This window comes from Sphingobium sp. YBL2 (assembly GCF_000943805.1).
Lineage (GTDB): Bacteria > Pseudomonadota > Alphaproteobacteria > Sphingomonadales > Sphingomonadaceae > Sphingobium > Sphingobium fuliginis.
Map to the genome: position 1 here is coordinate 3,237,872 of NZ_CP010954.1, position 25,853 is coordinate 3,263,724.

The following is a 25,853-nucleotide window of genomic DNA, read 5'->3' on the forward strand; positions in this document are numbered from 1 at the left end:
TCTGAAACATTGAACTTTAGGAGCCGAAACATGGCCGAGATTACCGCTGCTGCCGTCAAGGAACTGCGCGACCGTTCGGGCGCGGGCATGATGGATTGCAAGAAGGCGCTCACCGAAGCCAATGGCGACATCGAAGCGGCGACCGACTGGCTGCGCGCCAAGGGTCTGGCCGCCGCGCAGAAGAAGTCGAGCCGCACCGCCGCCGAAGGCCTGGTCGGCGTCGCCGTCGCCGGCACCAAGGGTGTGGCCGTCGAAGTGAACAGCGAAACCGACTTCGTCGCCAAGAACGACCAGTTCCAGGATTTCGTCCGCACCGTGTCGGTCATCGCGCTGGAGAACGGCGTGGCCGATGCCGAGGCGCTGTCGAACGCGGCCTATCCCTCGGGCGGCACGGTCGCCGAGAAGCTGGTCGCCAACATCGCCACCATCGGCGAGAACCAGACCCTGCGCCGCGTCGGCCAGGTCGAGGTGAACCAGGGCGTGGTCGTTCCCTATGTCCATAATGCGGCCGCTCCGGGCCTGGGCAAGATCGGCGTGCTGGTTGCGCTGGAAGGCGATGCGCCCGCCGACGTCCTGGAGCCGCTGGGCAAGCAGATCGCGATGCACATCGCCGCTGCCTTCCCGCTGGCGCTGTCGGCCGCCGACATCGATCCGGCCCTGCTGGAGCGCGAGCGCGCCATCGCCGCTGAAAAGGCCGCCGAATCGGGCAAGCCTGCCGAGATCGTCGCCAAGATGGTCGACGGCGCCGTCGCCAAGTTCGCCAAGGAGCAGGCCCTGCTCAGCCAGCTCTTCGTGATGGACAACAAGACCCCGGTTGCCGATGTCGTCGCGAAGGCGGCGAAGGATGCCGGCGCGTCGATCACGCTGAAGAACTATGTCCGCTTCCAGCTCGGTGAAGGCATCGAGAAGGAAACGAGCGACTTCGCCGCCGAAGTGGCCGCGGCCGCAGGCGTCTGATCCGATAGTTCGTTCGCTTCGGCGGTGTCGGGAGGCTCAGGCTTCTCGACAAGCCGGAAGCGGGCGCTAAGGAAGTTCGGGGTTTCCAAAACCCTGCTTCACAACATGGCGCGCGCTGCTTAAGGTGCGCGCCATTTCCTTGCCCGATCATAAAAGGAATATTGCCCCGCATGTCTCGCCCAGCCTTCAAGCGCATCCTGCTGAAACTTTCGGGCGAAGTGCTGATGGGGCAGGGGCAGTTCGGCATCGAGCCGGAGACGGTGAACCGCGTCGCGGGCGAGATCGCGGCGGCGAAGGATGCGGGGTTCGAACTGTGCGTCGTCGTTGGCGGCGGCAATATCTTCCGGGGTCTGGCGGGCGCCGCCAAGGGTTTCGACCGGGCGAGCGCCGACTATATGGGCATGCTGGCCACCGTCATGAACGCGCTCGCCGTGCAGAATGCGCTGGAGAAGCTGGGCTACGACACGCGCGTCCAGTCCGCCATTCCGATGGCGTCGGTCTGCGAACCCTATATCCGGCGCAAGGCGGTGCGGCATATGGAGAAGGGACGGATCGTCATCTTCGCGGCGGGCACCGGCAGCCCCTTCTTCACCACGGACACCACGGCGGCGCTGCGGGCGGCCGAAATGGATTGCGACGCCCTGTTCAAGGGGACCAGCGTCGACGGCATCTACAATGCCGATCCCAAGAAGGTGCCGGATGCGGCCCGCTATGAAGCGATCAGCTTCGACCAGGTGCTGAACGACAATCTGAAGGTCATGGACGCGAGCGCCATTGCCCTTTGCCGCGAAAACAATATCCCCATCGTCGTGTTCAACATCCGCGAAACCGGCAATCTGGCCAAGGTGCTGGCCGGTGACGGTGTGGCGACGATCGTGCAAAATCAGGAGCGCTGAAACAAAATGGCTCAATATGACAAGGCCGACCTCGAACGCCGCATGGCGGGTGCCCTGGAATCGCTGAAAGGCGATCTGTCGGGCCTGCGCACGGGCCGCGCCAATATCCAGCTTCTCGATCCGGTGACGGTCGAGGTCTATGGCGCGCATATGCCGCTTAATCAGGTCGCGACCGTTTCCGCGCCCGAACCGCGCATGCTTTCCGTGCAGGTGTGGGACAAGAGCAATGTCGGCCCGGTCGACAAGGCGATCCGTTCGGCGGGGCTGGGCCTTAACCCCATCGTCGACGGCCAGACGCTGCGCCTGCCGATCCCCGACCTGACCGAGGAGCGCCGCAAGGAACTCGCCAAGCTCGCCAGCAAATATGCCGAGGGCGCCCGGATCGCCGTCCGCAATGTCCGCCGCGACGGCATGGACAGCCTGAAGACCGACGAGAAGAAGGGCGAGATCAGCGAGGACGAGCGCAAGCGCAAGGAAACCGAAGTCCAGAAGCTGACCGATAGCACCATCGCGGACATCGACGCGGCGGCTGCGGCGAAGGAAAAGGAAATTCTCGGTCAGTGATCCGGGGCTTTCCTTTCGCGGCCAAAGCACGCATTCCTGTCTGATGGCCACCCAAGCCAAAACCGATCTGACCAGCGGCGCGCCAGCCCATGGCGCGCGCCCCAAGGATGTTCCGCCAGGAACGGCCATGCCTCGTCACGTCGCCATCATCATGGACGGCAATGGACGCTGGGCGAAGAAGCGCTTCCTGCCCCGCATCGCCGGCCATCGGGCGGGGGTGGAGGCGGTGCGCCGCGTCGCCCGCGCCGCGCGGGAACTGGGTCTGGAATGCCTGACGCTCTACGCCTTTTCCTCGGAAAACTGGAAGCGTCCGGCCGGCGAGGTGGCGGACCTGATGGGCCTGCTGCGTCATTTCATCCAGTCCGACCTTGACGAATTCCATGCCAATGGCGTGCGGCTGCGCATCATCGGCAATTATCGGGCGCTCGATCCTGCGCTGGTGGCGCTGATCGACAATGCAGTGGCGCGGACTGCGGGGAATAGCGGGCCGATCATTGCCATAGCGCTCAACTATGGCGCGCAGGACGAACTGGTTCGCATGGCCCAGACGCTGGCGCGCCGCGTGGCCGCCGGCGAGATCGCGGCGGAGGAGATCGGCCTCGCCGATGTGGATGCGGCGCTCTACACCGCAGACCTGCCGCCGCTCGACCTGATGATCCGTACCTCGGGCGAGCAGCGGCTCAGCAATTTCATGCTATGGCAGGCCGCCTATGCGGAGCTTTATTTCACGGACATGCTGTGGCCGGATTTCGACGGGCGGGCGCTGGCTGCCGCACTGGACGCCTTCCGCCTGAGGGACCGCCGTTTCGGCGGGCTGTGACAGGCATGTCGAGCGAGCTTCGCACCCGCGCCATCGTCGGCGTCGTGCTCATCCTCGTAGCGTTGGCGGCCCTGTTTTCGGGCGGCTTCCTTTTCTGGATGCTGCTGTCCGTGGCGGGCGTGCTGATGCAGGGGGAGTGGGGCGACCTGACCGGAGCCACGCCGGAGAACCGCAAGCTGGCGATGTTCGCCGTCTCGGTGCCGCTGGCGATCCTTTGCCCGGCGGCGGCCGGCGTGTCCTGGCTCGCCTTCACATTGATGGCGGCCGCCTTCTTCTTCGTCGCGCTGGTGGGCCGGTCGGTCAAGCTGGCGCTGGGCGTGCCCTATATCGTCGTGCCGGTGATGGCGCTGCTTTTCCTGCGCGAACAGGCGCCCAATCTTCAGGGGTTGCTGCTGACCCTCTGGGCGCTGGGCCTCGTTTGGGCGACCGACATCGGCGCTTATTTCGCCGGCCGCTCCATTGGCGGGCCGAAGCTGGCTCCGCGCGTCAGCCCGTCCAAGACCTGGGCCGGCCTTGGCGGTGGGGTGCTGGCGGCGCTGACCGTGGGTTTCCTGCTCTACCGGTTCGCGGACCTGCCGGTTCAGCTTGCCGCGGCAAGCGGCCTGCTGGCGGTCGCCGCGCAACTGGGCGACCTGTTGGAAAGCTGGATGAAGCGCCGTGCAGGGGTGAAGGATAGCGGTACGCTGCTGCCCGGCCATGGTGGCGTGATGGATCGGTTGGACGGGGTGGTCGCCGCCGCGCCGCTGGCCGCGATCTGCTATATGATCCTGGTGCAATTGCCATGAAGAAAGTGTCGATCTTCGGCGCGACCGGATCGGTCGGCATGTCCACGCTGGACCTGATCCAGCGCGATCCGGACAGCTATAGCGTCGTTGCGCTGACCGCGCATGGCGATGTGGCGGGTCTGGCCGCCGCCGCGCGGCAGAGCAATGCCGCGATCGCGGTGATCGGGGACGAGACCCGCTATGACGCGCTGAAGGATGCGCTGCGCGGTTCCGGGACGGAGGCGGCGGCCGGCCAAGGCGCGTTGGTCGACGTGGCCGGTGCAGGCGCGGACTGGAGCATGGCCGCCATCGTCGGTTGCGCGGGGCTGCGCCCGACCATGGCGGCGTTGAAGGCGGGTGGCACGGTCGCGCTCGCCAACAAGGAATCGCTGGTGTCGGCGGGCGCGCTGATGATGGACGCGGTCGGTGCGTCGGGCGCGACGCTGCTGCCGGTCGACAGCGAACATAATGCCATATTCCAGTGCCTTGCGGGCAGTCGCATGGAAGATGTCGCAAGGATCACCCTGACCGCGAGCGGCGGCCCCTTCCGCACCCGCAGCCGGGAGGGGATGCGCGGCATCACCCCCGCGCAGGCCGTCGCCCATCCCAACTGGTCCATGGGCGCGAAGATCAGCGTCGACAGCGCGACGATGATGAACAAGGGGCTGGAACTGATAGAGGCGGCGCATCTCTTCCCGGTCGGGCTCGACCGGATCGAGATCCTCGTCCATCCGCAATCGGTCATCCACTCCATGGTCGAATATCGCGACCGCTCAACCCTGGCGCAGCTTGGCTCGCCCGACATGCGCATCCCCATCGCCCATGCGCTGGCCTGGCCCGATCGGATCGCTACCCCTTGCCAGCCGCTGGACCTCGCCCGGATCGCCCGCCTGGATTTCGAGGCGCCGGATGAGCATCGCTTCCCCGCGCTGCGGCTGACCCGGCAGGCGGCGGAGGCGGGCGGCGCAGCGCCCGCCATATTGAACGCCGCCAATGAGGTCGCCGTCGCCGCCTTCCTCAAAGGCGCCATAGGCTTCCTTGATATCGCCATGATTGTGGAGGATGTCCTGAACCGCTATAGCGCGCCTGTGCCCCGCCAGATCGACGATGTGCTGGAAGCGGATGCGCAGGCGCGTAATATGGCTGCACAAGTGATGGAAAGATTGACCGCTTGATCCAGAATCCCGGTTTCCTGTTGACCGTAGTCGCATTTGTGGCGGTCATCGGACCGCTCGTCTTCGTGCATGAGCTGGGCCATTATCTGGTGGGCCGCTGGTGCGGGGTGAAGGCGGAGGCCTTTTCCATCGGATTCGGCCCGGAAATCGCGGCCTGGGTGGACAGGCGCGGCACCCGCTGGCGCCTGGGGGCGCTGCCGCTGGGCGGCTATGTGCGTTTCAAGGGCGACATGAACGCGGCGAGCCAGACCGATCCCCGCTGGCTGGAAATGCCCGCCGCCGAACGGGCCGAGAGCTTCCCTGCCAAGCCGCTATGGCAGCGGGCGGCCATCGTCGCGGCCGGGCCGGCGATCAACTTCCTCTTCGCCATGGCGATCCTTGCAACCTTCGCCTTCGTCCATGGCGAGAGCCGTACTCCTGCGGTCGCCGGGCAGGTGCAGCCCGGCAGCGCGGCAGCGGCGGCTGGCATCGTCGTGGGCGACCGCATAGTCTCGCTCAACGGGCGGGAAATGACGACCTTCGACGATATTCGCCTGTTCGCGCAGATCCGCCCCGGCGAACCCGTCACCATCGTGATCGACCGCCGGGGCAAGCTGTTCGAGAAGCAGGGCAAGGTCGGCGCGGTCGAGGAAGATGACGGCTTCGGCAACAAGTTCCGCATCGGACGGCTGGGCATCGCGCCGGGTGAGCCGGTGATCGAGCCCGTCAGCCTAGCCCGAGCCCCGGTCGTCGCCGTGGAGCGGACGGGGCAGATCATCCGCACCATGGTGGAGACGCTGGGCCAGATCGTGGGGGGCGGCCGATCGGTCAAGGAACTGGGCGGCCCGCTCAAGATCGCGGAGGTTTCCGGTCAGGCGGCGACGCTGGGGGTGGAGAGCTTCGTCTTCTTCATGGCCCTCATCTCGATTAACTTGGGGTTCATCAACCTCTTGCCAATCCCGATGCTGGATGGCGGGCATCTGCTGTTCTACGGGGTGGAGGCGATACAGCGGCGACCGGTCAGTCCGCAGGTGCAGGAATGGGCCTATCGCTCGGGCCTGGCGGTTCTGCTGGCGATGATGGTGCTGGTAACATTCAACGATTTATCCTCTTTCGGCCTCTGGGATCGTCTGTCCGGCTTGATCGGCTGAGCCGTATCGGGCAGGAGGACGCGATTTGGCGCCGTCTTTCCGGATGTGAACGGAATGGGTCCGGCGTGAACGACATGTTGCTTTTTTGTAGAAGGTGGAGCGGGTGACAGCGATGATGAGCAGCAACAGGCAGCGCCCGGTCGTCGTGGCCCTGTTGGCGACGACGATGATCGCGGGCATGTCTGCGATCCCGGCGATGGCTCAAAATGCCCCGCCGGCTGCCGCGCCTGCGCCCGTTCCGGCAGTCGCTCCAGCCGCCGGAACCATCCGCGCCATCTCCGTCACTGGCCAGCAGCGCCTGGAGCCGGATACGGTGCTGTCCTACACCAAGCTGCGGATCGGCCAGCCCTTCACCCAGGAATCGCTCGACCAAGCGTTGCGCGACCTTTACGAGACGGAGCTGTTCGCCGACGTCCAGATCCGCAACGACAATGGCGCGCTGACCGTCGAGGTTAAGGAAAACCCGGTCATCAACCGCATCGTCCTTGAAGGTAATAAGCGCCTCAAGGAAGACAAGATACGTCCCGAAATAAAACTGGCTCCGCGCCAGATCTATACCCGCTCGAAAGTGCGCGCCGACGTGGCCCGCATCATCGAGCTGTATCGCCGGCAGGGCCGCTTCGCCGCCACGGTCGAACCGAAGATGGTGCAGCTTGACCAGAACCGCGTCGACATCGTTTTCGAAATCTCCGAAGGGCCGAAATCCAAGGTCCGCCAGATCAACATCATCGGCAATGAGAAGTTCAAGGACGGCGAACTGCGCAGCCAGATGGTGACCAAGCAATCGCGCTGGTTCCGCATCTTCTCGTCGGGCACCAGCTACGATCCGGATCGTCTGGCCTATGACCAGCAGAAGCTGCGCCAGTTCTACCTGACCGAAGGCTATGCCGATTTCCGCGTGATCTCCGCCGTGGCGGAACTGACGCCGGACAAGCAGGACTTCATCATCACCTATGTGGTCGAGGAAGGGCAGCGCTACAAATTCGGTGATGTGAAGGTCAACAGCGACATTCGCGACCTGTCCGGCGATTCGCTGACCAAGATGCTGCCGATGAAGAAGGGCGACTGGTACAACGCCAAGCAGGTCGAGGACACGGTCGACACGCTGAGCGAAACGGCGGGCCTGTTCGGCTATGCCTTCGCGGACGTCCAGCCGGACTTCCAGCGCGACAAGGACACGCTGACGATGGGGATCGACTTCCGCATCGCCAATGCGCCGCGCGTCTATGTCGAGCGGGTCGACATCAATGGCAACACGCTGACCCAGGACAAGGTCGTGCGCCGCGAATTCCGCCTGGCGGAGGGCGATGCGTTCAACAGCTTCCTGGTCAAGCGGTCGAAGGACCGCATCAATTCGCTGGGCTTCTTCCAGGAAAAGCTGGACATCGAGCAGAAGCCGGGTTCCGCCCCGGACCGCATCGTCCTGGAAACCAATGTGCAGGAAAAATCGACCGGCGAATTGTCGCTTTCGGCCGGCTTCTCCTCGCTGGAGCGTTTCATCGTCGCGGCGTCGATCACCCAGCGCAACTTCCGCGGCAAGGGCCAGGAACTGCGCACCAGCGTCAATTATTCGGCTTATTCCAAGTCGGTGGAAGTGGGCTTCACCGAGCCCTATTTCATGGACAAGAATATCGCACTGGGCGGCGACATCTATCGCCGCGACCTCAACAGCTTCCGTTATCTGAACAATAACGACCGCGACACGACCTATGAACAGACGACGACCGGCTTCCAGCTTCGCGCCGGCGTGCCGATCACGGAATATATGTCGCTGGCCCTGCGTTACACGTTGAATCTGGACGACGTGACGCTCGACAAGGATACCTACTACTCCGATCCCGATGGCGCAGGTCCGCTGGGACTTCAGTGCGATCCGCTGCTGGCCGGACGCTATCTTTGCGACGCCATCGGCAAGCGGACGACGTCGTCGCTGGGCTATTCTCTGATCTACGATACCCGCGACAACCGCATTCGTCCGACACGGGGCCATAATGTCGTTCTCAGCCAGGATTTCGCGGGTCTGGGCGGCAGCGTCAAATATGTGCGCACGCGGTTGAACGGCTCCAAATATTGGCCTGTCGGCGGCGGGTTCATCTTCTCCGTCTCTGCGGAGGGCGGCTATATCCACAGCCTTGAAGGCGACCGCCGGGACGCTTCGAACGAGCTGGTCGACAAGGTTCGCCTGACGGATCGCTTCTTCCTGGGCAATCCGCAGATTCGCGGCTTCGATATTCGCGGCATCGGCCCGCGCGTGAAGCGCTATTACCTGCAGTCGCAGACCGACTCGAGCGGCAATACCACCTATGTGCGGGGCGAAGGGAACAACAATGTTTCCGACGACGCCCTGGGCGGCAAGGTCTATTATCTGGCGCGGGCGGAAATGGAAATTCCGCTGGGCTCGGGTGCGCGTGAAATGGGCCTGCGTCCCTCGATTTTCGCGGATGTCGGTGCGGTCGCCGGATTGCGCAATCCCCGCACGACGAATTCGAACGGCATCTGCGCCGACAACACGACCGGTTCGCGCAGCGAGGCGGGGACTCCCGGCACGTGCGGGACCAACCAGACCCTCATCATCGGCCCGTTCGATGAGGAATATCTGGGCGATACGCTGAAACCGCGTGTCGCCGTGGGCTTCGGCGTCAACTGGAACTCGCCCTTCGGGCCGTTCCGCATCGACATCGCCAAGGCCCTGCTCAAGGAACCAGGGGACGACACTCAGCTAATCAGCTTCAACGTAGGGACTCAATTCTGATGAAGACCATTTTCAAGGCCGCCGCGCTGGTTCTGGCGCCGATGACCGCCATGGCGCTGACCAGCGTCCCGGCCGCTGCCCAGTCGAAGACCGGCATCGCCGTCGTCGACCTGCAACGCGCCGTCGCCACCAGCTCGGCCTATTCGACCGCGCGCACGCAGATCCAGACCACCTACAAGGCGCAGATCGACGGCTTTACCGCACGCAAGAATGCGATCGACGCCGATCTCAAGGCCAAGGGCACGGCCCTGGAAGCCGCGATGAAGGCAGCCGGTGGCAAGCCGACCCCGGCAATCCAGACCCAATATGAGGCCTATCAGAAGGCCGGTCAGGACGGCCAGGCCGAACTGCAGCGCCTGGGTCAGCCGATCGCTCTCGCCAACGCCTATGTCGAGGAGCAGATTTCGGCCAAGCTGTCGGATGCGCTGAAGTCCGCGATGACCAAGGCGAAGGTCGACCTGATCCTGTCGCCTGACGCGACCGTGTCCTATCAGCCGACCGTCGACATCACCCAGTCGGTGGTGACCGAACTCAACGCGCTGGTGCCCAGCGTCGGCATCACCCCGCCGGCCGGCTGGCAGCCGGGCCGCCAGGGCCAGGCCGCTGCCGCTCCGGCCGCTGCTCCCGCCAATCCGTCGCAGCAGCCGACCTCGCGCTGATCGCTTGATGACGGTTCAGTCTGACAATGCTGCCGCCGCCATCGGCCCCATCGATATTCGTGGGGTGATGGCGGCGCTGCCGCACCGTTATCCGATGCTGCTCGTCGACCGCGTGATTTCGCTCGTGCCGAACAGCACGATCCACGCGGTCAAGGCGGTGTCGATCAACGAGGATTTCTTCCAGGGGCATTTCCCCGGCCGGCCGATCATGCCCGGCGTATTGATCGTCGAAGCCATGGCGCAGGCCGCTGGCGTGCTGACGGTCGAAACCATGGACCTTCGCGGTTCGGGCAAGCTCGTCTATTTCATGAGCATCGATGGGGCGAAGTTCCGCAATCCGGTCGAACCGGGCTGCCTGCTCGACCTGCATGTCGATCTGGTCCAGATTCGCGGCCGCGTCTGCAAGTTCACGGGCAAGGCGATGGTCGAGGGCAAGCTCTGCGCCGAGGCCAGTTTCGTCGCGATGATTGCCGACCCGCCGGTGAACTGAAACGCGGCGGTGATCCCGACTTTCCCGCCACTTCCTCCCCAGCCGGAATGACGGGTCGACTGATACAGGGAACCGCCCGTTCTTCCCCTTGCTTTTGCGCGCATTCCCATGTAACCGCGCGCCTTCGCAGATTTTCGCATCCATGGCCGGTCGGAAACCGGCCCCTGAACGGAGCAGACCCATGAAGGCCGATACGCATCCCGATTACCACTTCATCACCGTCCAGATGACCGACGGCACGACGTTCCGCACCCGCTCGACCTGGGGCAAGGAAGGCGACACGCTGGCGCTCGACATCGATCCCAAGTCGCACCCGGCCTGGACCGGCGGCACCCGCCAGCTTGAGCAGGGCGGCCAGGTGGCACGCTTCAACAAGCGTTTCGGCGGCCTGACGCTGAAGAAGTAATCGGCCTTCAAGCGAAGAATAGGGAAGGGCGCCTCCTGGGGCGCCCTTTTTATTTGGTTGGTAGAGGCGGCTTTTCGCCAGAAGCGGACATTGACGCTTGCCCTCCTCTTCAGGGGAGAGGGGCGTGCCTCACGCGCAGTCTCAGCCTATGGGCACTTCCCATCCCCACCCTTCAAACGAGTTACATGCCCCGTTTGAACCTGAAGGGAAGGGGCTTAACGGTGGCTGACCATCCCTATCAGCCATCCCGGGCATCATCCCGCCGCCATGCGATCCTCGTCCAGGAACGCGGCGACATCATCCAGCACGACATCCTTCGACAGGAAGGTCTGCCCGATTCCCCGCGCCAGCAGGAAGGGCAGGGTGCCTGCCGCCATCTTCTTGTCGTGCAGCATATGCGCGACCAGCGCCGCGCCGTCCGCCTTCACATGCGCGCTGGCGAGGTCGTGCGGCAGCCCGACGGCTTTCAGATGCGCCGTCACCCGCTCCGCATCCTCCGCCGGGCACAGGCCGCGCCGCGCCGAATAGCGGAAGGCAAGAGCCATCCCCGCCGCGACGCCCTCGCCATGGAGCAGAAGATCCGAAAAGCCGGTATCCGCCTCCAGCGCATGGCCGAAGGTATGGCCAAGGTTCAGCAAGGCCCGCCGTCCGGATGTCTCCCGCTCGTCATCGGCAACAATGGCCGCCTTGGCGGCCACGCTGCGTTCGATGGCATATTCGCGCGCCTGGACGTCGCCGGACAGCAGCCTGTGCCCTTCCGCCTCGCACCAGGCGAAAAAGGCGGGATCGTCGATCAGGCCATATTTCACCACCTCGGCATAACCGGCCCGCGTCTCCCGCGCCGGCAGCGTGTCGAGCGTCGAGGGATCGATCAGCACCAGCGAGGGCTGGTAAAAGCTGCCGACCAGATTCTTGCCCGCCTTCGCATTGATCGCGGTCTTTCCGCCGACGGAACTGTCCACCTGCGCCAGCAATGTCGTGGGCACCTGGATGAAATGGCAGCCGCGTTTCAGGATCGAGGCGGCAAAGCCCACCAGATCGCCGATCACCCCGCCGCCGAGCGCCACCACATGGTCGCCGCGCTCTATCTCCAGCGCCAGCAGCGCATCGAGCAGCTCTTCAAGGTGGCGCCAGCTCTTGGTCTGCTCTCCCGGTGGCAGGACCACCGCTTCGACCGCCACATTGGCGGCCCGCAGACTGGCCTCCAGGCGGGGCAGTTGCGCGGCGGCGACATGCCGATCGGTCACCACCACCAGCCGTCCCTTGCGCGCATAGCCTGCCAGATGCGTTGCCGCCCGGTCCAGCACGCCCTGTTCGATCAGAATGTCGTAGCTGCGCGAATCCAGTGCGACGCGGACTATGGCCATTGGGAAAGCTGCTCCATGATACTGTCGACCGCCACGTCATGCGGCGCGGCGGCGCTTTTCACATGAATGGGGCAGAGTGCGTAAACCGGATTGCGGATCGCGGCCAGCTCGGTCAGCACGACGCGCGGGTCCTTGCCCTTCAGCAGCGGCCGTCCCTCGCGCCGCGACACCCGGTCGACCAGCGTGTCGATGTCGGCGTTCAGCCAGATCGCCAGCGCATGCTCCAGGATCAGCGCCCGCGTCTCTTCCTGCATGAAGGCGCCCCCGCCGGTCGCGATGACCTTGGGCTCCCCATCCATCAGCCGGGCGATCACCCGCCGTTCGCCATCGCGGAAATAGGCCTCGCCATAGCGTTCGAACATTTCGGTGATCGTCATGCCCGCGGCCTTTTCGATCTCCTCGTCCGCATCGACGAAGCCCACGCCAAGCCGCGCCGCCAGCCGACGCCCGACGGTCGATTTGCCCACGCCCATCATGCCCACCAGGACGATGGGACCGCGCTTCGCTTGCGCATTGGCGGATTTGCTGTTTCGCTGCATGGCGAGCGGGGCTATACATCCCCGCGTCGACAAGGCAAATCGCAACTTTCCTTCAGCTTTGGCCCAGCCAGAATAGCCAGCCAGAACAGGACTCATGAAGCGCAACCGTTCCTACAGCAGTTTTGAGGGCAGCTCCCGGCGCCGCAAGACGTCCCTGCCGATCATCCCCATCATTGCGGTCCTTGTGCTGGCGGGGATCATCGCCCTGCTCTGGTCGCGCGGCGGCGAAAAGCCGCAGGCCCGCGTGGAAAAGGTCATTCCCGCCGAAAAGCTGGGCCAGTAAACGGCATGGCGCAACGGCGGGTGAATGCGAAATGGGCGCTGGGCACGCTTGCGCTCGCTCTGGCGCTGCCGGTGGTGGCGCAGGAGACGCCCGAATCGCTCCTGCCGCCCGGCTTCGGCGATGCGCCCGAAACGCCGCAACCCGGCACGCAGCCGCCGCGCCCCGCCCCGGGCACGCCCGCGCCGCCTGTCGGCTCCACGCCCGCCACGCCCATCGTGCCGCCCAGCTTCGCCATCACGGACGAGGCCGGGGACAATGCGGCGGAACCGATGAGCGAGGAGGAGCTGGCCGCCGAAAAGCAGAAATACGACCTGCCGGAAAACGCCCATCGCTCACTCGATCGCGTTGGGCCGCTGACGCCGGAGCAGCGGGGGCTGGCTCCCAATGCCTTCGGCGCGCAGTCGGGCCAGTTCCTTGCTGCATTGATGAAGGAAACGCGGGCGCCGATCACCTCCCGCTGGGCGTCGATCCTGCTGCGCCGGGCGCTCTTGTCCGCGACCGATACGCCCCGCGACATCGACGGCGCCGATTGGGTCGCCGAACGCGCCTGGCTGCTGCTGCGCATGGGGGAGGCGGACAGCGCCCGCCTGCTGGTGCAGAGCGTCGATTCCGACCGGTTCACCCCCCGCCTCTATGCCATCGCCATGCAGACCTATCTGGCGACGGCCGATCCGGCGGGACTGTGTCCGCTGTCGGTGGGCGCGCTGCGGTTCAGCAAGGAGCCGGGCTGGGACATGACGCGCGCCATATGCCCGGCGCTTTCAGGGGATCAGGGTTCGGCCAGCGGGGCGCTCAACCAGGCGCAACGGCGGGGCGTGGTGCGCGGCATCGACTATCGGCTGGCGGAAAAGGTCGTGGGCACCGGATTCAACGCCCGCAGGTCGGTGAAGATCGAATGGGACGCGGTGGACCGGCTGACGGCCTGGCGTTTCGGCCTCGCGACGGCGCTCAATGTCGAGATACCCGATGATCTCTATGCCACGGCCGGGCCCCATGTCCGCGCCTGGGAAGCGCGTGCCCCTGCCTTGTCCGCCGTTCGTCGCCTGCCGGGCGCAGAGGTGGCGGCTCGGCTCGGCGTCTTTTCCTCGCAGGCGCTGGTTGGCTTCTACAGCCAGTTGCAATCCGACGGCGACGTGCCCGCCAATGCGGCCGACCGGGTGGACGCGCTGCGCACCGCCTATGCCGGATCGGGGACGGACGAGCGGCTCCAGGCGATGCGGACAGTTTGGCAGAATGAGGCGCGGCCGGATTTCGTCGGCTTGATCGCGACGGCGCGGGCAGCCGCGGCGCTGCCGGTTTCGGAGCTGAGCGCGCGCGATGCCGCCAATCTGGTCGCGGCCATGTTCACCGCCGGTTATGACCGCAGCGCGGCGCAGTGGTCGCGGCTTGCGGCGCAGGCGGACGGTGACGGCGCGGCCGACCTTTGGGCCTTGCTGGCGGTCGGTGCGCCGAGCGCGGTGGTGGAGATCGGGTCGGGACGGGTTTCCTCCTTCGCCAAGGATGCCGATCCCCACAAGGCGCAGATGCTGATCGCCGCGCTGGCGGGCCTGTCGCGGCTCAATGCGCAGGACGGTGCGGCGCTGGCGCAGGATCATGGTTTCGATCTGGCTGCCGCCAGCCGCTGGTCGCGCGCCATCGATGCGGCGGCCGGCCGGGGCGAGAAGGGCAGCGTCGCGCTGCTGGCGGCGGTCGGCATGCAGACCGCCGACTGGAACCGGCTCCCGGCCTTCCACCTCTACCACATCGTCGCGGCACTGCATCGGGTCGGGCTGGACCCCGAAGCCCGGATGATCGCCGCGGAGGCGATGACGCGGCTCTGATGGGAGAGGATGCCGCGCTTATCGACCGCTTTCTGGAAATGATGGCGGCCGAACGGGGTGCCTCGCGCAACACGCTGCTGGCCTATCGCGCGGACCTGCAGGGGGCGGCGGACCTTGTCGGCGGCCTGGCGGTCGCCACCAAGGATGGCCTGGCGGAACTGGCGACGGCCTGGGCGGAACTGGCGGCCTCTTCCGTCGCCCGCAAGTCTTCCGCCCTGCGCGCCTTCTACGCCTTTCTGGAGGAGGAGGGGCTGCGCGCCGACAATCCTGCCGCTGCCCTGCCGCGTCCCGTCACCCGCCGGTCCCTGCCCAAGATCCTTTCGACGGGCGAGGTCGAATCCCTGTTCGCCCTGATCGCGGCGAAGCTGGCTGTCGAGCATCCCGCGCCGCTGGACCTGCGGCTGTCCGCGCTGATCGAGCTGCTTTACGGATCGGGGCTGCGGGCGACGGAACTGGTGTCGCTGCCGCGCCGCGCCCTGGCATCCGATCGGCCCTTCCTGATCCTGAGGGGGAAGGGCGGGCGCGAGCGGCTGGTGCCGATTTCAGACCGCGCCCGCGCCGCCGTGGCGGCCTGGCTGCCGCATGTTCCGGCCGACAGCCCCTGGCTCTTTCCGTCGGGCAAGAGCCATGTCAGCCGGATTCGCCTCTATCAGATGGTGAAGGCGCTGGCCGCCGCTGCCGGCATCGCGCCGGATCGGGTCAGCCCCCATGTGCTGCGCCATGCCTTCGCCACGCATTTGCTGGAAGGCGGGGCGGACCTGCGCGCGCTGCAATCCATGCTGGGCCATGCCGACATCGGCACCACGCAAATCTATACCCATGTCGACAGCCGCAGGCTGGTCGAACTGGTCAACAGCCGCCATCCGCTGGCTTCCATGACGCATCGGCGCGTTGACGGCGAAGCGTCTGCGCCCTAACGCCATGCGCCATGGTTAGTTTTCTCGAATTCGAAAAGCCGATTGCCGAACTGGAAGCGCGCATCATCGAATTGCGCGCGACCGCCAATGCGGGCGACATCGACATCAGCGGCGAGATCGACAAGCTGGAGCAGCGCGCCTCCAAAATGCTGGTCGACACCTATGCGAAGCTGTCGCCCTGGCAGAAGACGCAGGTCGCCCGCCATCCCGACCGTCCGCATTTCAAGGATTATGTCGCGGGCATGTTCGACAATTTCATGCCCCTGGCCGGCGACCGCGCCTTTGCCGACGATCAGGCGATCATCGGCGGCTTCGCTACGCTGGGCGAGCGGCGCGTGATGGTGATCGGCCATGAGAAGGGGGACGATACCGCAAGCCGCGTCCGCCATAATTTCGGCATGGCCAAGCCGGAGGGCTATCGCAAGGCGATCCGCCTGATGCAGCTGGCCGACCGTTTCGGCCTGCCTGTGGTGACGCTGGTCGATACGTCGGGCGCTTTCCCCGGCGTGCAGGCGGAGGAGCGCGGTCAGGCGGAGGCGATCGCCCGTTCGACGGAACAATGCCTGGCGCTGGGCGTGCCGATGGTGGCCGCCGTGGTGGGTGAGGGCGGCTCCGGCGGTGCGGTGGCGCTGGCGGCGGCCAATCGCGTGCTGATGTTCGAACATGCCGTCTATTCGGTGATCTCTCCCGAAGGTTGCGCCTCCATCCTCTGGCGCACGGCGGAAAAGGCAAGCGACGCCGCGACCGCCATGCAGGTGACGGCGCAGCATCTGAAGGCGCTTGGCGTCATCGACCGGATCGTGCCGGAGCCGGTCGGCGGCGCCCATCGCGAGCCGGTGCAGGCCATCGCCAATCTGGGCGCGGCGATCGGGGAGGAACTGGATTCGCTCTCGGGTCTTGGCGGCGATGCGCTGCGTACCGATCGCGCTGACAAGTTTCTGGCGATCGGCGTCTGACCGCGCGATCCTCTGTTTCGGGGAACATCCACCTGCTATTGCTCGTTACGCGAAGGTAACAGGGGTAGCAGGAGGCGCCGTGAAACGAACATCATCTCTGGCTGTCGCCGGGCTGGGCCTGATCGTCCTGACGGCCGCGCCGTCCGCAGACGGCCAGCAGCGGGCGATCCGTACGGTTTCGTCGATCAGTCCGCAGGAAAAGGAAGCGGGCGCCAAGCAGCATCCCCAGCTCCTCAACGAATTTGGCGGCGCCTATGCCGGGCCGCAGGCGAAATATGTGGAGGGCGTGGGCCAACGCATCGCGGTCCAGTCCGGCCTGTCCAATGCGCAGGGGGACTTCACCGTCACCCTGCTCAATTCGCCGGTGAACAACGCCTTCGCCATTCCCGGCGGCTATGTCTATGTGACGCGCCAGCTCATGGCGCTGATGAACGATGAGGCGGAGTTGGCCGGTGTGCTCGGTCATGAAATCGGCCATGTCGCGGCGCAGCATGGCCAGAGGCGGCAGCAGGCGGCGCAGCGCAACGCCATTGGCGGCACCCTGTTGCAGGTGCTGACGGGCGCTCTGCTGGGCGATTCGGCGCTCACCGGCATGTTGCAGAAGGGGATCGGACAAGGCAGCCAGTTGCTGACGCTCAAATTCTCGCGCAGCCAGGAATATGAGGCGGACGATCTGGGTATCCGCTATCTTGCGTCGGGCGGTTACGATCCCAAGGCCCTGTCATCCATGCTGGCCTCGCTCGCGGCGCAGAGCAGCCTGGATGCCCGGGTCACCGGCAGTTCCCGTTCGGTGCCGGAATGGGCAAGCACCCATCCCGACCCCGCCTCGCGCGTTGGCCGCGCGTCACGCAATGCAGCCGGCAGCGGCTCGACCAGCACGGTCCGCAACCGGGACGCGTTCCTGAACGCCCTCAACGGCGTTCTCTATGGCGACGATCCGAAACAGGGCGTGATCGAGGGCAGCCGCTTCCGCCATCCCGATTTGCGGGTCAGCTTCACCGCGCCATCGGGCTTCGGCATGGAAAATGGCGCGAGCGCCGTCAGCGTCGTGGGGTCGGGCGGCCAGGCGCAGTTCAGCGCCGCACCCTATTCGGGCGATCTGTCCGCCTATATCGACTCAGTGTTCGCGAAGCTGGGCGGCGGCAATGGCGGCGTTCCGGCCGGAGAGGTGCGGCGCACCACCGTCAACGGCCTGCCCGCAGCCTGGCGCACCGTTCGCGCCAGCACCCAGTCCAGCCAGGTGGATGCGACGGTCTTCGCTTATGATTTCGGCGGCGGGAAAGCCTATCATTTCCTGCTGCTGACGGCGGCGGGGCAGGGGATCGGTCCCTTTTCCACCATGGTGCAGTCGGTACAACGTCTTTCGCCCCAGGACGCGGCGGCGATCAAGCCTCGCCGGGTCGATGTCGTGACTGTAAAGGCTGGCGACACCGTCCAGTCCCTGGCCAGGCGCATGGCCTATACGGATTATCCGCTGGACCGGTTCCTGACGATCAACGCCCTGACGGCGAATAGCGTGCTGCGTTCCGGGCAGCGGGTCAAGATCGTGACTTGGTGAAGCTGGGCGCAATGAAAAGGGCGACGGAATTGCTTCCGTCGCCCTTTTTAAAACTAAAGCCTAAGCTTAGTTGGTCAGGCTGTTCGACACCTTGTTGAAGGTGTTGGTGAGCTTGCCGCCCAGGCTGGTCATGGCGCCGATGGCGGCGACAGCGATGAGCGCGGCGATCAGGCCATATTCAATGGCGGTCGCACCCTTTTCATTCTTCATCATCTTGCGGATGAACTGCATTGGAAGTCTCCTTGCGTCAAATTTCACGTTTAACTACCCGGCCGCCCCCCGCTTGGAATGAAGGTCAGCTTCGGACGGTGTAGAGAGTGCGGGTTGATAAAGATTTAATGGAGCGCAGCAGGTGTCAGACATAAATGGTTAATGCGCCAGGACTTCCGTCGCGACATTGTTCCACATGCCGATGGTCTTGTTGGCGACGTTGGACAGGGCACTGACTATGGCCAGGCAGATGAGGGCGAGGATCAACCCATATTCCACCGCCGTCGCTCCGCGCTGGCAGTAGATCAGCTTCCAGAAGCTGAAATTTTTGAATAATGCCCGCATGCCGCACCCCATTTACACACAGCCCCGGATGCCCTTGTAAAAGGGGCAGAGTTAACAAACCCCTCAAGCGGAACCATTATGACGATAATTTCTCCTCTGCTGGTGGTCGCCGCCGCCCTGGTCGACGCGGATGGCCGCGTGCTGCTGCAGCAGCGGCCGCCAGGCAAGCCGATGGCGCATCTCTGGGAGTTTCCCGGTGGCAAGGTCGAGCCGGGGGAAGCGCCTGAAACCGCGCTGATCCGGGAACTGGAGGAGGAATTGGGCATTCGCACCCATGCGAGCTGCCTGGCGCCCGCGACCTTCGCGAGCGAGCCGCTGGGCGACCGCCATCTGCTGCTGCTGCTCTATGTCTGCCGCAAGTGGCAAGGAATAGCGGAAGCGCGTCATGCGACCGCGCTGCAATGGGTCAGGCCGGCGCAAATGTATGCGCTGGAGATGCCGCCGGCCGACCTGCCGCTGATCGGTTTGCTCGATTCGCTGATTTAAATGGGCTGAATGACGCCTGCTCCCGTCTTCGCATGAGCACAATGTCATTCCCACCGCTGATCCGAAGCGTCAGTGGCGGGGCAGGCATGCCGGATAGGCCCGCCCGCCCGTGATCCCTTATTCTTCCGCAGCCTTGCTCTGCAGCTGGATATAGTTCTGGATGCCCATGCGCTCGATCATCTCGAACTGGGTTTCCAGCGTGTCGACATGCTCTTCCTCGCTTTCGAGGATATGCTGGAACAGGTCCCGGCTCACATAGTCACGGATCGATTCGCAATAGGCGATGGCGTCCTTCAGCACTGGCAGGGCTTCATATTCCAACTCGAGGTCGGCTTTCAGGATTTCTTCCACCGTTTCCCCGATCTTCAGCCGGCCGAGCAACTGGAAGTTGGGCAGGCCGTCAAGGAACAGAATGCGCTCCGCCAGCTTGTCCGCATGCTTCATCTCATCGATGGATTCTTCATATTCGAACTTGGCCAGCTTCTCGATGCCCCAATGATTCAGCATGCGATAGTGGAGGAAATATTGATTGATCGCGGTCAGCTCGTTCTTGAGCACCTCGTTCAGATATTCGATAACCTTGGCGTCGCCCTTCATGGCGTTCTTCTCCGGCTGTAGGGGAAAGTGCCGGGATCATAAGCGTTCGGCTTGCGTTTGTTAATCCGCAAAGCCGCAGAAATCCGCCATTTTCTGCTACGCTATTGCGTCAGGTTCGCGTCAATCCGATGCGCTTGCTTCGCAATGGCTTCAAATGGAGGCGCGCTCCGCCGCGATGATCGTGCGGGCGAAGGGCACGCACTGGCCGCATTTCGGCCGCCGGCCAAGGCGCGCATAGGCGCTGCAAGGGGTTGCGCAACCTTCACGGGCGACCTCTTTCAGGTCCTTTTCACGGATGGCATTGCAGACACAGACAACCATGCAAATCTCCTGAGGGGGAGATAGCGCAGATGATAATAGGTCGCAATAGGAATTCAGGCGCTGTTGCGAATCTTTTGCGTTTGGCCGCGGGCAAGGCTGCGCCACAGCCACTCCGCCGGGCCAAGGGCGAATCGGCGTTGCCAGAGGGGCGACCAGATCAGCATCGTCGCCCATGCCGCGATCACGAACAGCGGCAGCCTATGGTGCGGAACCTGGCCGAACAGTCCCAGTCCCCAGCCATAGAAGATCCCGCACATGATGAGGCTGCTGCCCAGATAGTTGCTGAGCGCCAGTCGGCCGACGGCCGCGATGCGCCCGGTCAACGATGCGGCAGGATGGCGCGTGAACAGCCACAGGACCAGGGCCGCCCACCCCACAGCAAGCGGGATGCGGAAGGGGAAGGACCAGGCCAATACCGATCCCAATGCCGTGAGCGGAGCGAACCGGCTGGAAACGATCCACGCCGCCAGCGCCGCCATCGGAATCAGCCCGATCAGGAAGCAGTGCCGCGCCGTCCGCCAATATTGCTCCGCCTCCCAACGGCCGGTGAGGAAACCGCCCTTCAACATCGCCATGCCCAGCAGCATGAAACCCAGCGTATCGAATGCGACGAATGGCAGGGTCGTGAGCCACTGTCCGCCGAACAGGGCGACATGATGGAGGAGGATGCCGCCATAGCCGCCGCGATAGACCCTATATTCGCTGCTGATGGCCGCGTGGTTCGGATCGGAAAGCGAAGCGACGAAATCGGCGAAACCCTCACTGACATGGCCGGGAGCATCGGGTGCGGCGGCGGCATGGCCCCAGGCATAGAGCGTGCCGATGAAGCCTGCGCAGATCAGGAAATGCGCCAGGAAGAAGAAAAAGGCCCATTTGACGAGCGCCAGCGGCTCCCTGCGCGCGAATGGCAGCGCCGCCAGCCCGACCAGCGCATAAATCATCAATATGTCGCCCCACCACAGCAGCAGGTAATGGGCGAGGCCGAAGACGAACAGCCAGCCGGCCCGGATCATCTGCGCCCGTCGTCCGTCGCGTCCGGCCATTTCCTCCCGGTCGATCAGCAGCAGCATCGACGCGCCGAACAGCATGGAGAACAGCGCCCGCATCTTGCCGTCCACCAACAGGAAGCTGACGGTCCAGAAGGCAATGTCTCCTGTCGACAGCGGCCCCGCCGCCGCGGGGTTGAAATAGGCCTGTTCGGGCAGGGCGAAGGCCGCGATGTTCATCCAGAGGATTCCCATGACCGCGCAGCCGCGCAGAACGTCCATGGCGGGAATCCGGGCGGAAAGGGCGGTCATCGGTCGGCGCGGTCCTTGAAAGACTGGAAAAGAGAGTGCGGCTCTGTCAATGCGACTAGCCATGAACGGCCACCGCAAGCAACGAATAAGCGACGCTTTCGGCGCGGCTGCGGGGCATTATGACGATCATGCCGGGCCGCAGCGGCTGGCCGCCGCGCTGGTGGCCGATCTTGCGCAGCGGCAGAGGCCTGACGGGGTCGGCCGGATATTGGAGATCGGCTGCGGCACGGGCTTTCTGACACGCGACATCCAGGCGCGCTGGCCGGGCGCCGAACTGGTGGTGACGGATCTGTCGCCGGACATGCTGGCCCGCGCCGCCACGGGCGGACTGGTTGCGGGCACTTTCCTGGCGATGGATGGGGAAGCGCCGATCTTCGACGGCGAATGGTTCGACCTCATTCTTTCCAGCCTGGCCTTTCAATGGTTCGACGATCTGGAAAGCGCGATCGCACGGTTGGCGGGATTGCTGCGCCCGGGGGGCAGCCTGCTTTTCTCGACCATGGGGCAGGGCAGCTTCGCCCGCTGGCGTTCGGCGCATCAGGCCGCCGGATTGAGGCCGGGCATTCCCGACTATCCTTCGCTACCCGCATTGCGGTCCATGCTGGCGCCCTATGAGGACGCCTTCGCCTTCGATGAGGAATATGCCCTGCCATGCGGCGGCGCAAAGGGTTTGATCGCCCATCTCAAGGGCATCGGCGCCGTGGTGCCGAGCGAGGGGAGAAAGCCGCTTCCTCCCCGCGATCTGCGCCGAGTCATGGCGGCTTTCGAAGAGGACGGCGGCGATGACGTCTATCAGATATTGTTCGGCCGGGTGACGCGCGCCGGTTAGAGTATCCGTGATGATCAAGCCGGAGATTGCGTCCAGCATCGATCGGCTTTGAGCAGGGCATTCGCGGTGACGACGAGCTTTCGCATGACGGCGGTGATGGCGATCTTGGCGGGCTTCCCGGCAGTAACGAGCTGCTGATATTTTGCCTTGAGATCGGGATTGTACCGGGCGGCGACGAGGGCCGGCATATAGAGAGCCTGCCGCACGTTGGCGCGTCCGCCACGGATGAAGCTCTTGCCTTTCCATTGTCCGGACTGTCGAGCGACGGGGGCGAGACCGGCGAGGGATGCGGCCTGCTTGTTCTCGAGGCTGCCGAGTTCGGGCATGGTGGCGATGAGCTGGTTGGCGGTCAGCGTTCCGACGCCGGCGATGCTGGTGAGGATCTCATGCCGGCGGGCGAGCGCGGCATCGGCGGCGATCAGGTTGGCGATCTCGGTATCGAGCGCCTCGATATGCCGATCGATCTGCTCTAGCCGCTGCCGGCACTGGCGCTTGAGGAAGGCGATGGTGAGGTTCTTCTCGCGATTCTTGAGCGCGGTGCGATCGCGCACGAGACCGTCTCGGGCATTGATGAGCTCCGCCATCTGCGCCTGCTGTGCGCTTCGAGCGGGTCTGACCGGCGGCTGCAAGGTGGCCGCCATACGGGCCAGCAACATGGCATCGATGCGATCGGTCTTGGCCAGAGTGCCAGTCGCCTGGGCGAAGCGCCGGGCGCGCTCCGGGTTGAGCTTCACGCAGGGCCAGTCGGTCAGAGCCGCCTCCAGCGCCCGATGGTAGGTTGCGGTTGCCTCATAGGCGATCCGCTCGACCGGCCATTGTCGCAGCCAGGCGATCAGCGACTTGTGGCCCTTGGCGGTGTTGGCGAACTGGCGCTCGGCGCCGGCAGGGTGGACATGGCAGTCGAGGCTCGCTTTGGAGATGTCGATGCCGATCGTCTGTGGTAGATTGTCGCTCATCTTTTCCGCTGTCCCATGCTTGTCATCCGGGTCCAAAACCCCGGTATCCGTTCGGGTCTGATGGAAAAGAAAGGGGCGATCCTACTCTAACCCGGTCCCACAACGACCGGCGCTTTCACGATCCGTCCCCTTCCGCCCGGGCCGGGGTGGCCACCCCGGCCCGGGCAATCCAGCATGACCCAAACGGACCGCAATGTCATAAGACAAGCGTTTTCCAAGCGGATAGAATCATCGGCTGCTCCAGATACGGGGGCCTTCCGCCCTCAAGGACGCTTCCAGCGCCCTGAGCATAGGCGCTTCCCGCAGCCCCGCCGCTCGCGCGCCATAGAGAAGTCCGACATTCCTCCGCTCACCGAAATCCTTGAGCGCGACCCGCGCCATGCCCGGCCAGCGGTAGCTTTCGGGCATGACCGTTATGCCCAGCCCCGCCGCGACCATCTGCATCACGCGCTCGTCATTGGTCGAGCGCAAGGCGAAATGCGGGCGGACGCCGCGATCGACGAAATAGCGGCTGGTGGCGGAGAGCGCCTCGCAATGGCGGCGCACGATCATCGTTTCGGAGGCGAGTTCTTCGGCAGCCACCACGGCTCTCCCGGCCAGCGGATGGTCGGCGGCCATGGCGATGCCATAGCCTTCCTCTATAACCGATTGCGTCAGGAAGCGGTCCGCGCCCGGCCTGATCAGGGTGAGCGCCACGTCGATCCGCTCCGCGTCCAGGCGCCCCAGCAATTCCCGCTCGCTGCCGGGGATGATCTCGATCCTGCCTTCCTTGGCCATGGCGCGGTCTGCAACGGCGCGGGCGACCAGCTCGCCTGCTATGCTCAGCAGCACGCCGATGCGCAGCACCGGGGCCTGCTCCGCCTTTGCCCCCGCCAGTTCCGCCAGGTTGAATTCGCGCTCGATCCGCCGGGCATGGGTCAGCAGGCGGGCTCCGGCTTCGGTCAGTTCGACCCGCTGGTTGCTGCGCAGGAAAAGCGGAGCGCCCACCGCCTGTTCCAGCTTGGAGATGCCCACGGACAAAGTCGGTTGCGACACCAGGCAGTGCGCGGCCGCGCGGGAGAAATTGCCATGGTCCACGACAGCCAGGAAATAGCGGAGCAAATAGCGTTCGATCATAGACAGAAACTATACACTATCCTGCGCCGTTTCAATTTTTCTTGGCGGTTGTTGAACGATAGGATGCGCGGCAAGGAGAGCTTGCCATGACTGATTTCGACTTCGCGCTGGGTGAAAATGCGGAGATGATCCGCGAGACGACCGCCCGTTTCGCCGCCGACCGCATCGCGCCTCTGGCCGCGGAAGTCGACGCCAGGGATTGGTTCCCGCGCGACCTGTGGCCGGAAATGGGCGCGCTGGGCCTGCACGGCGTCACCGTGGAGGAAGCCGATGGCGGCCTTGGCCTCGGCTATCTGGAGCATGTGGTTGCGCAGGAGGAGGTGGCGCGGGCTTCCGCCTCCATAGGCCTCAGCTATGGCGCGCACTCCAATCTCTGCGTCAACCAGATCCGCCGCTGGGCCACGCCGGAGCAGAAGGCGCGCTATCTGCCCAAGCTGATCTCCGGCGAGCATGTCGGATCGCTCGCCATGTCGGAGGCGGGGGCGGGGTCGGACGTCGTCTCGATGAAGCTGCGCGCGGAGAAGCGCGGCGACCGCTATGTCCTCAACGGCACCAAATTCTGGATCACCAACGCCGCTTATGCCGACACGCTTGTCGTCTATGCCAAGACCGGCGAAGGGTCGCGCGGCATCACCGCCTTCCTGATCGAGAAGGATTTCAAGGGCTTCTCCATCGGGCAGAAGATCGACAAGGTCGGCATGCGCGGATCGCCCACCGCCGAACTGGTCTTCGACGATTGCGAAGTGCCGGAGGAAAACATCATGGGCCCGCTCAACGGCGGCGTCGGCGTGCTGATGTCGGGTCTCGACTATGAGCGGGCGGTGCTGTCGGGCATCCAGCTCGGCATCATGCAGGCCTGTCTCGACGTGGTGCTGCCCTATGTGCGGGAGCGCAAGCAGTTCGGCCAGCCCATCGGCGCGTTCCAGCTCATGCAGGCCAAGGTCGCGGACATGTATGTCGCGCTCAATTCGGCGCGGGCCTATGTCTATGCCGTGGCGCAGGCCTGCGACAGGGGCAGGACGACGCGCTTCGACGCGGCGGGCGCGATCCTGCTGGCCAGCGAGAATGCGATGAAGGTCTCGCTCGAAGCCGTGCAGGCGCTGGGTGGGGCCGGCTATACGAAGGATTGGCCGGTCGAGCGCTACATGCGCGACGCCAAGCTGCTGGACATCGGCGCGGGAACGAACGAAATCCGCCGCATGCTGATCGGCCGCGAACTGATCGGCGTGTGAATGTGCCCCTGCCGTCCAAACTGGGCTCCTGCCTCCGCAAGAGCGGGCAACTCTCTCATGACCGCCCCACGAACAGGAAGCCCACCGCCGCCATGATGCAGAGGAAAGCGGCCAGATGGCGCCAGTGCAGCGGCTCGCCCAGCACCGTCACCATGAATCCGCCGAAGATCAGCAGCGCAATGGCCTCCTGCGCGATCTTGAGCTGGCCCGCGCTCCACCCATGGGCAAAGCCGATGCGGTTGGCGGGCACGGCGAAGCAATATTCGACGAAGGCAATGCCCCAACTGATCAGGATGACCGCGAAAAGGGGCTTATTCATCCCGCCTTTCAGGTGCCAATACCAGGCGGTCGTCATGAACAGGTTGGATATGGTGAGGAGCAGGATGGTCGGCATGGATGACCCCGGATAT

29 protein-coding genes are annotated in these 25,853 nt (G+C 64.8%); 19 read left to right on the forward strand and 10 right to left on the reverse strand.

The features are described 5' to 3' along the window. The first annotated feature begins 30 nt into the window (after positions 1-30). The 11 genes from tsf (at position 31) to rpmE (ending at position 10,613) form a co-directional block, all read left to right on the forward strand. A complete protein-coding gene (gene tsf / locus TZ53_RS14950) occupies positions 31-957 on the forward strand; it encodes a translation elongation factor Ts (RefSeq protein ID WP_044661795.1) in 927 nt (308 codons plus the stop codon). Positions 958-1,127: 170 nt separating this feature from the next. Then, entirely contained in the window at positions 1,128-1,853 is a 726-nt protein-coding gene (gene pyrH / locus TZ53_RS14955) for a UMP kinase (RefSeq protein ID WP_020821031.1), read from the forward strand. Between the two features lie 6 nt (positions 1,854-1,859). Further along, complete coding sequence (gene frr / locus TZ53_RS14960) at positions 1,860-2,417, forward strand: ribosome recycling factor (protein WP_025547858.1); 558 nt, start codon at positions 1,860-1,862, stop codon at positions 2,415-2,417. Positions 2,418-2,460: 43 nt separating this feature from the next. After that, a complete protein-coding gene (locus tag TZ53_RS14965; protein WP_025547860.1) occupies positions 2,461-3,237 on the forward strand; it encodes an isoprenyl transferase in 777 nt (258 codons plus the stop codon). Between the two features lie 5 nt (positions 3,238-3,242). Continuing rightward, positions 3,243-4,022: a phosphatidate cytidylyltransferase gene (locus TZ53_RS14970; protein WP_025547861.1), complete on the forward strand. Its 780-nt coding sequence runs from the start codon at positions 3,243-3,245 to the stop codon at positions 4,020-4,022. Then, entirely contained in the window at positions 4,019-5,176 is a 1,158-nt protein-coding gene (locus tag TZ53_RS14975; RefSeq protein WP_044661796.1) for a 1-deoxy-D-xylulose-5-phosphate reductoisomerase, read from the forward strand. The genes TZ53_RS14970 and TZ53_RS14975 overlap by 4 nt, the downstream gene beginning before the upstream one ends. Continuing rightward, the gene (rseP, locus tag TZ53_RS14980) at positions 5,173-6,306 is read left to right on the forward strand and encodes an RIP metalloprotease RseP (protein ID WP_044661797.1); all 1,134 of its coding nucleotides are present in this window, start codon (positions 5,173-5,175) and stop codon (positions 6,304-6,306) included. The genes TZ53_RS14975 and rseP overlap by 4 nt, the downstream gene beginning before the upstream one ends. A 112-nt stretch (positions 6,307-6,418) precedes the next feature. Continuing rightward, the gene (bamA, locus tag TZ53_RS14985) at positions 6,419-9,058 is read left to right on the forward strand and encodes an outer membrane protein assembly factor BamA (RefSeq protein ID WP_044661798.1); all 2,640 of its coding nucleotides are present in this window, start codon (positions 6,419-6,421) and stop codon (positions 9,056-9,058) included. Beyond that, positions 9,058-9,717, forward strand: coding sequence for an OmpH family outer membrane protein (locus TZ53_RS14990; RefSeq protein WP_025547868.1), 660 nt, complete (start codon positions 9,058-9,060; stop codon positions 9,715-9,717). Before bamA ends, TZ53_RS14990 begins: the two co-directional genes overlap by 1 nt. 7 nt (positions 9,718-9,724) lie before the next feature. Then, complete coding sequence (gene fabZ / locus TZ53_RS14995; RefSeq protein ID WP_044661799.1) at positions 9,725-10,207, forward strand: 3-hydroxyacyl-ACP dehydratase FabZ; 483 nt, start codon at positions 9,725-9,727, stop codon at positions 10,205-10,207. A gap of 181 nt (positions 10,208-10,388) precedes the next feature. Further along, positions 10,389-10,613, forward strand: coding sequence for a 50S ribosomal protein L31 (gene rpmE, locus TZ53_RS15000; protein ID WP_007687040.1), 225 nt, complete (start codon positions 10,389-10,391; stop codon positions 10,611-10,613). A 254-nt stretch (positions 10,614-10,867) separates the two neighbouring features. On the opposite strand, the gene aroB is transcribed toward rpmE, so the two are convergent. Continuing rightward, the gene (gene aroB / locus TZ53_RS15005; protein WP_044661800.1) at positions 10,868-11,980 is read right to left on the reverse strand and encodes a 3-dehydroquinate synthase; all 1,113 of its coding nucleotides are present in this window, start codon (positions 11,978-11,980) and stop codon (positions 10,868-10,870) included. Continuing rightward, positions 11,971-12,519 (reverse strand): shikimate kinase, encoded by a 549-nt coding sequence (locus TZ53_RS15010; RefSeq protein ID WP_025547872.1) that lies wholly within the window; start codon positions 12,517-12,519, stop codon positions 11,971-11,973. The genes aroB and TZ53_RS15010 overlap by 10 nt, the downstream gene beginning before the upstream one ends. Positions 12,520-12,613: 94 nt before the next feature. On the opposite strand from TZ53_RS15010, the gene TZ53_RS15015 reads away from it, so the two are divergent. From TZ53_RS15015 to TZ53_RS15035, 5 genes are all read left to right on the forward strand, one after another. Beyond that, the gene (locus tag TZ53_RS15015; RefSeq protein ID WP_044661801.1) at positions 12,614-12,802 is read left to right on the forward strand and encodes a hypothetical protein; all 189 of its coding nucleotides are present in this window, start codon (positions 12,614-12,616) and stop codon (positions 12,800-12,802) included. A gap of 5 nt (positions 12,803-12,807) precedes the next feature. Further along, positions 12,808-14,622, forward strand: a complete 1,815-nt coding sequence (locus TZ53_RS15020) for a hypothetical protein (protein WP_044661802.1) — start codon at positions 12,808-12,810, stop codon at positions 14,620-14,622. After that, the gene (locus TZ53_RS15025) at positions 14,622-15,539 is read left to right on the forward strand and encodes a tyrosine recombinase (RefSeq protein WP_044661803.1); all 918 of its coding nucleotides are present in this window, start codon (positions 14,622-14,624) and stop codon (positions 15,537-15,539) included. The genes TZ53_RS15020 and TZ53_RS15025 overlap by 1 nt, the downstream gene beginning before the upstream one ends. 11 nt (positions 15,540-15,550) lie before the next feature. Continuing rightward, positions 15,551-16,495, forward strand: coding sequence for an acetyl-CoA carboxylase carboxyltransferase subunit alpha (locus TZ53_RS15030; RefSeq protein WP_044661804.1), 945 nt, complete (start codon positions 15,551-15,553; stop codon positions 16,493-16,495). A gap of 79 nt (positions 16,496-16,574) precedes the next feature. After that, entirely contained in the window at positions 16,575-18,053 is a 1,479-nt protein-coding gene (locus TZ53_RS15035; RefSeq protein WP_044661805.1) for a M48 family metalloprotease, read from the forward strand. 66 nt (positions 18,054-18,119) lie between these two features. Here TZ53_RS15035 and TZ53_RS15040 read toward each other — a convergent pair whose 3' ends face one another. Both TZ53_RS15040 and TZ53_RS15045 read right to left on the reverse strand, forming a co-directional pair. Beyond that, entirely contained in the window at positions 18,120-18,284 is a 165-nt protein-coding gene (locus TZ53_RS15040; RefSeq protein ID WP_025772654.1) for a Flp family type IVb pilin, read from the reverse strand. 138 nt (positions 18,285-18,422) lie between these two features. Beyond that, the gene (locus tag TZ53_RS15045) at positions 18,423-18,608 is read right to left on the reverse strand and encodes a Flp family type IVb pilin (protein WP_007682781.1); all 186 of its coding nucleotides are present in this window, start codon (positions 18,606-18,608) and stop codon (positions 18,423-18,425) included. Between the two features lie 78 nt (positions 18,609-18,686). Here TZ53_RS15045 and TZ53_RS15050 point away from each other — a divergent pair, with 78 nt between their 5' ends. Next, the gene (locus TZ53_RS15050; RefSeq protein WP_025547880.1) at positions 18,687-19,094 is read left to right on the forward strand and encodes a (deoxy)nucleoside triphosphate pyrophosphohydrolase; all 408 of its coding nucleotides are present in this window, start codon (positions 18,687-18,689) and stop codon (positions 19,092-19,094) included. Positions 19,095-19,211: 117 nt separating this feature from the next. On the opposite strand, the gene bfr is transcribed toward TZ53_RS15050, so the two are convergent. The 3 genes from bfr to TZ53_RS15065 all read right to left on the reverse strand — a co-directional run bounded on the left by bfr (position 19,212) and on the right by TZ53_RS15065 (position 21,310). Continuing rightward, on the reverse strand, positions 19,212-19,691 hold the full coding sequence (gene bfr / locus TZ53_RS15055) for a bacterioferritin (protein ID WP_025547881.1): 480 nt from the start codon (positions 19,689-19,691) through the stop codon (positions 19,212-19,214). A gap of 150 nt (positions 19,692-19,841) precedes the next feature. Next, entirely contained in the window at positions 19,842-20,012 is a 171-nt protein-coding gene (locus tag TZ53_RS15060; protein ID WP_025547882.1) for a (2Fe-2S)-binding protein, read from the reverse strand. A 53-nt stretch (positions 20,013-20,065) separates the two neighbouring features. After that, the gene (locus TZ53_RS15065; RefSeq protein ID WP_044661806.1) at positions 20,066-21,310 is read right to left on the reverse strand and encodes a DUF418 domain-containing protein; all 1,245 of its coding nucleotides are present in this window, start codon (positions 21,308-21,310) and stop codon (positions 20,066-20,068) included. A 61-nt stretch (positions 21,311-21,371) separates the two neighbouring features. Here TZ53_RS15065 and TZ53_RS15070 point away from each other — a divergent pair, with 61 nt between their 5' ends. After that, entirely contained in the window at positions 21,372-22,139 is a 768-nt protein-coding gene (locus TZ53_RS15070; protein ID WP_044661807.1) for a methyltransferase domain-containing protein, read from the forward strand. Between the two features lie 14 nt (positions 22,140-22,153). On the opposite strand, the gene TZ53_RS15075 is transcribed toward TZ53_RS15070, so the two are convergent. Together TZ53_RS15075 and TZ53_RS15080 are read right to left on the reverse strand one after the other, a co-directional pair. Continuing rightward, positions 22,154-23,095: an IS110 family transposase gene (locus TZ53_RS15075; protein ID WP_044663073.1), complete on the reverse strand. Its 942-nt coding sequence runs from the start codon at positions 23,093-23,095 to the stop codon at positions 22,154-22,156. Between the two features lie 228 nt (positions 23,096-23,323). After that, positions 23,324-24,211 (reverse strand): LysR family transcriptional regulator, encoded by an 888-nt coding sequence (locus TZ53_RS15080; protein ID WP_044661808.1) that lies wholly within the window; start codon positions 24,209-24,211, stop codon positions 23,324-23,326. Between the two features lie 86 nt (positions 24,212-24,297). Here TZ53_RS15080 and TZ53_RS15085 point away from each other — a divergent pair, with 86 nt between their 5' ends. Continuing rightward, positions 24,298-25,443 (forward strand): isovaleryl-CoA dehydrogenase, encoded by a 1,146-nt coding sequence (locus TZ53_RS15085; protein WP_044661809.1) that lies wholly within the window; start codon positions 24,298-24,300, stop codon positions 25,441-25,443. Between the two features lie 55 nt (positions 25,444-25,498). Here TZ53_RS15085 and TZ53_RS15090 read toward each other — a convergent pair whose 3' ends face one another. Then, on the reverse strand, positions 25,499-25,837 hold the full coding sequence (locus tag TZ53_RS15090; RefSeq protein WP_025549293.1) for a DMT family protein: 339 nt from the start codon (positions 25,835-25,837) through the stop codon (positions 25,499-25,501). Positions 25,838-25,853 lie beyond the last annotated feature (16 nt).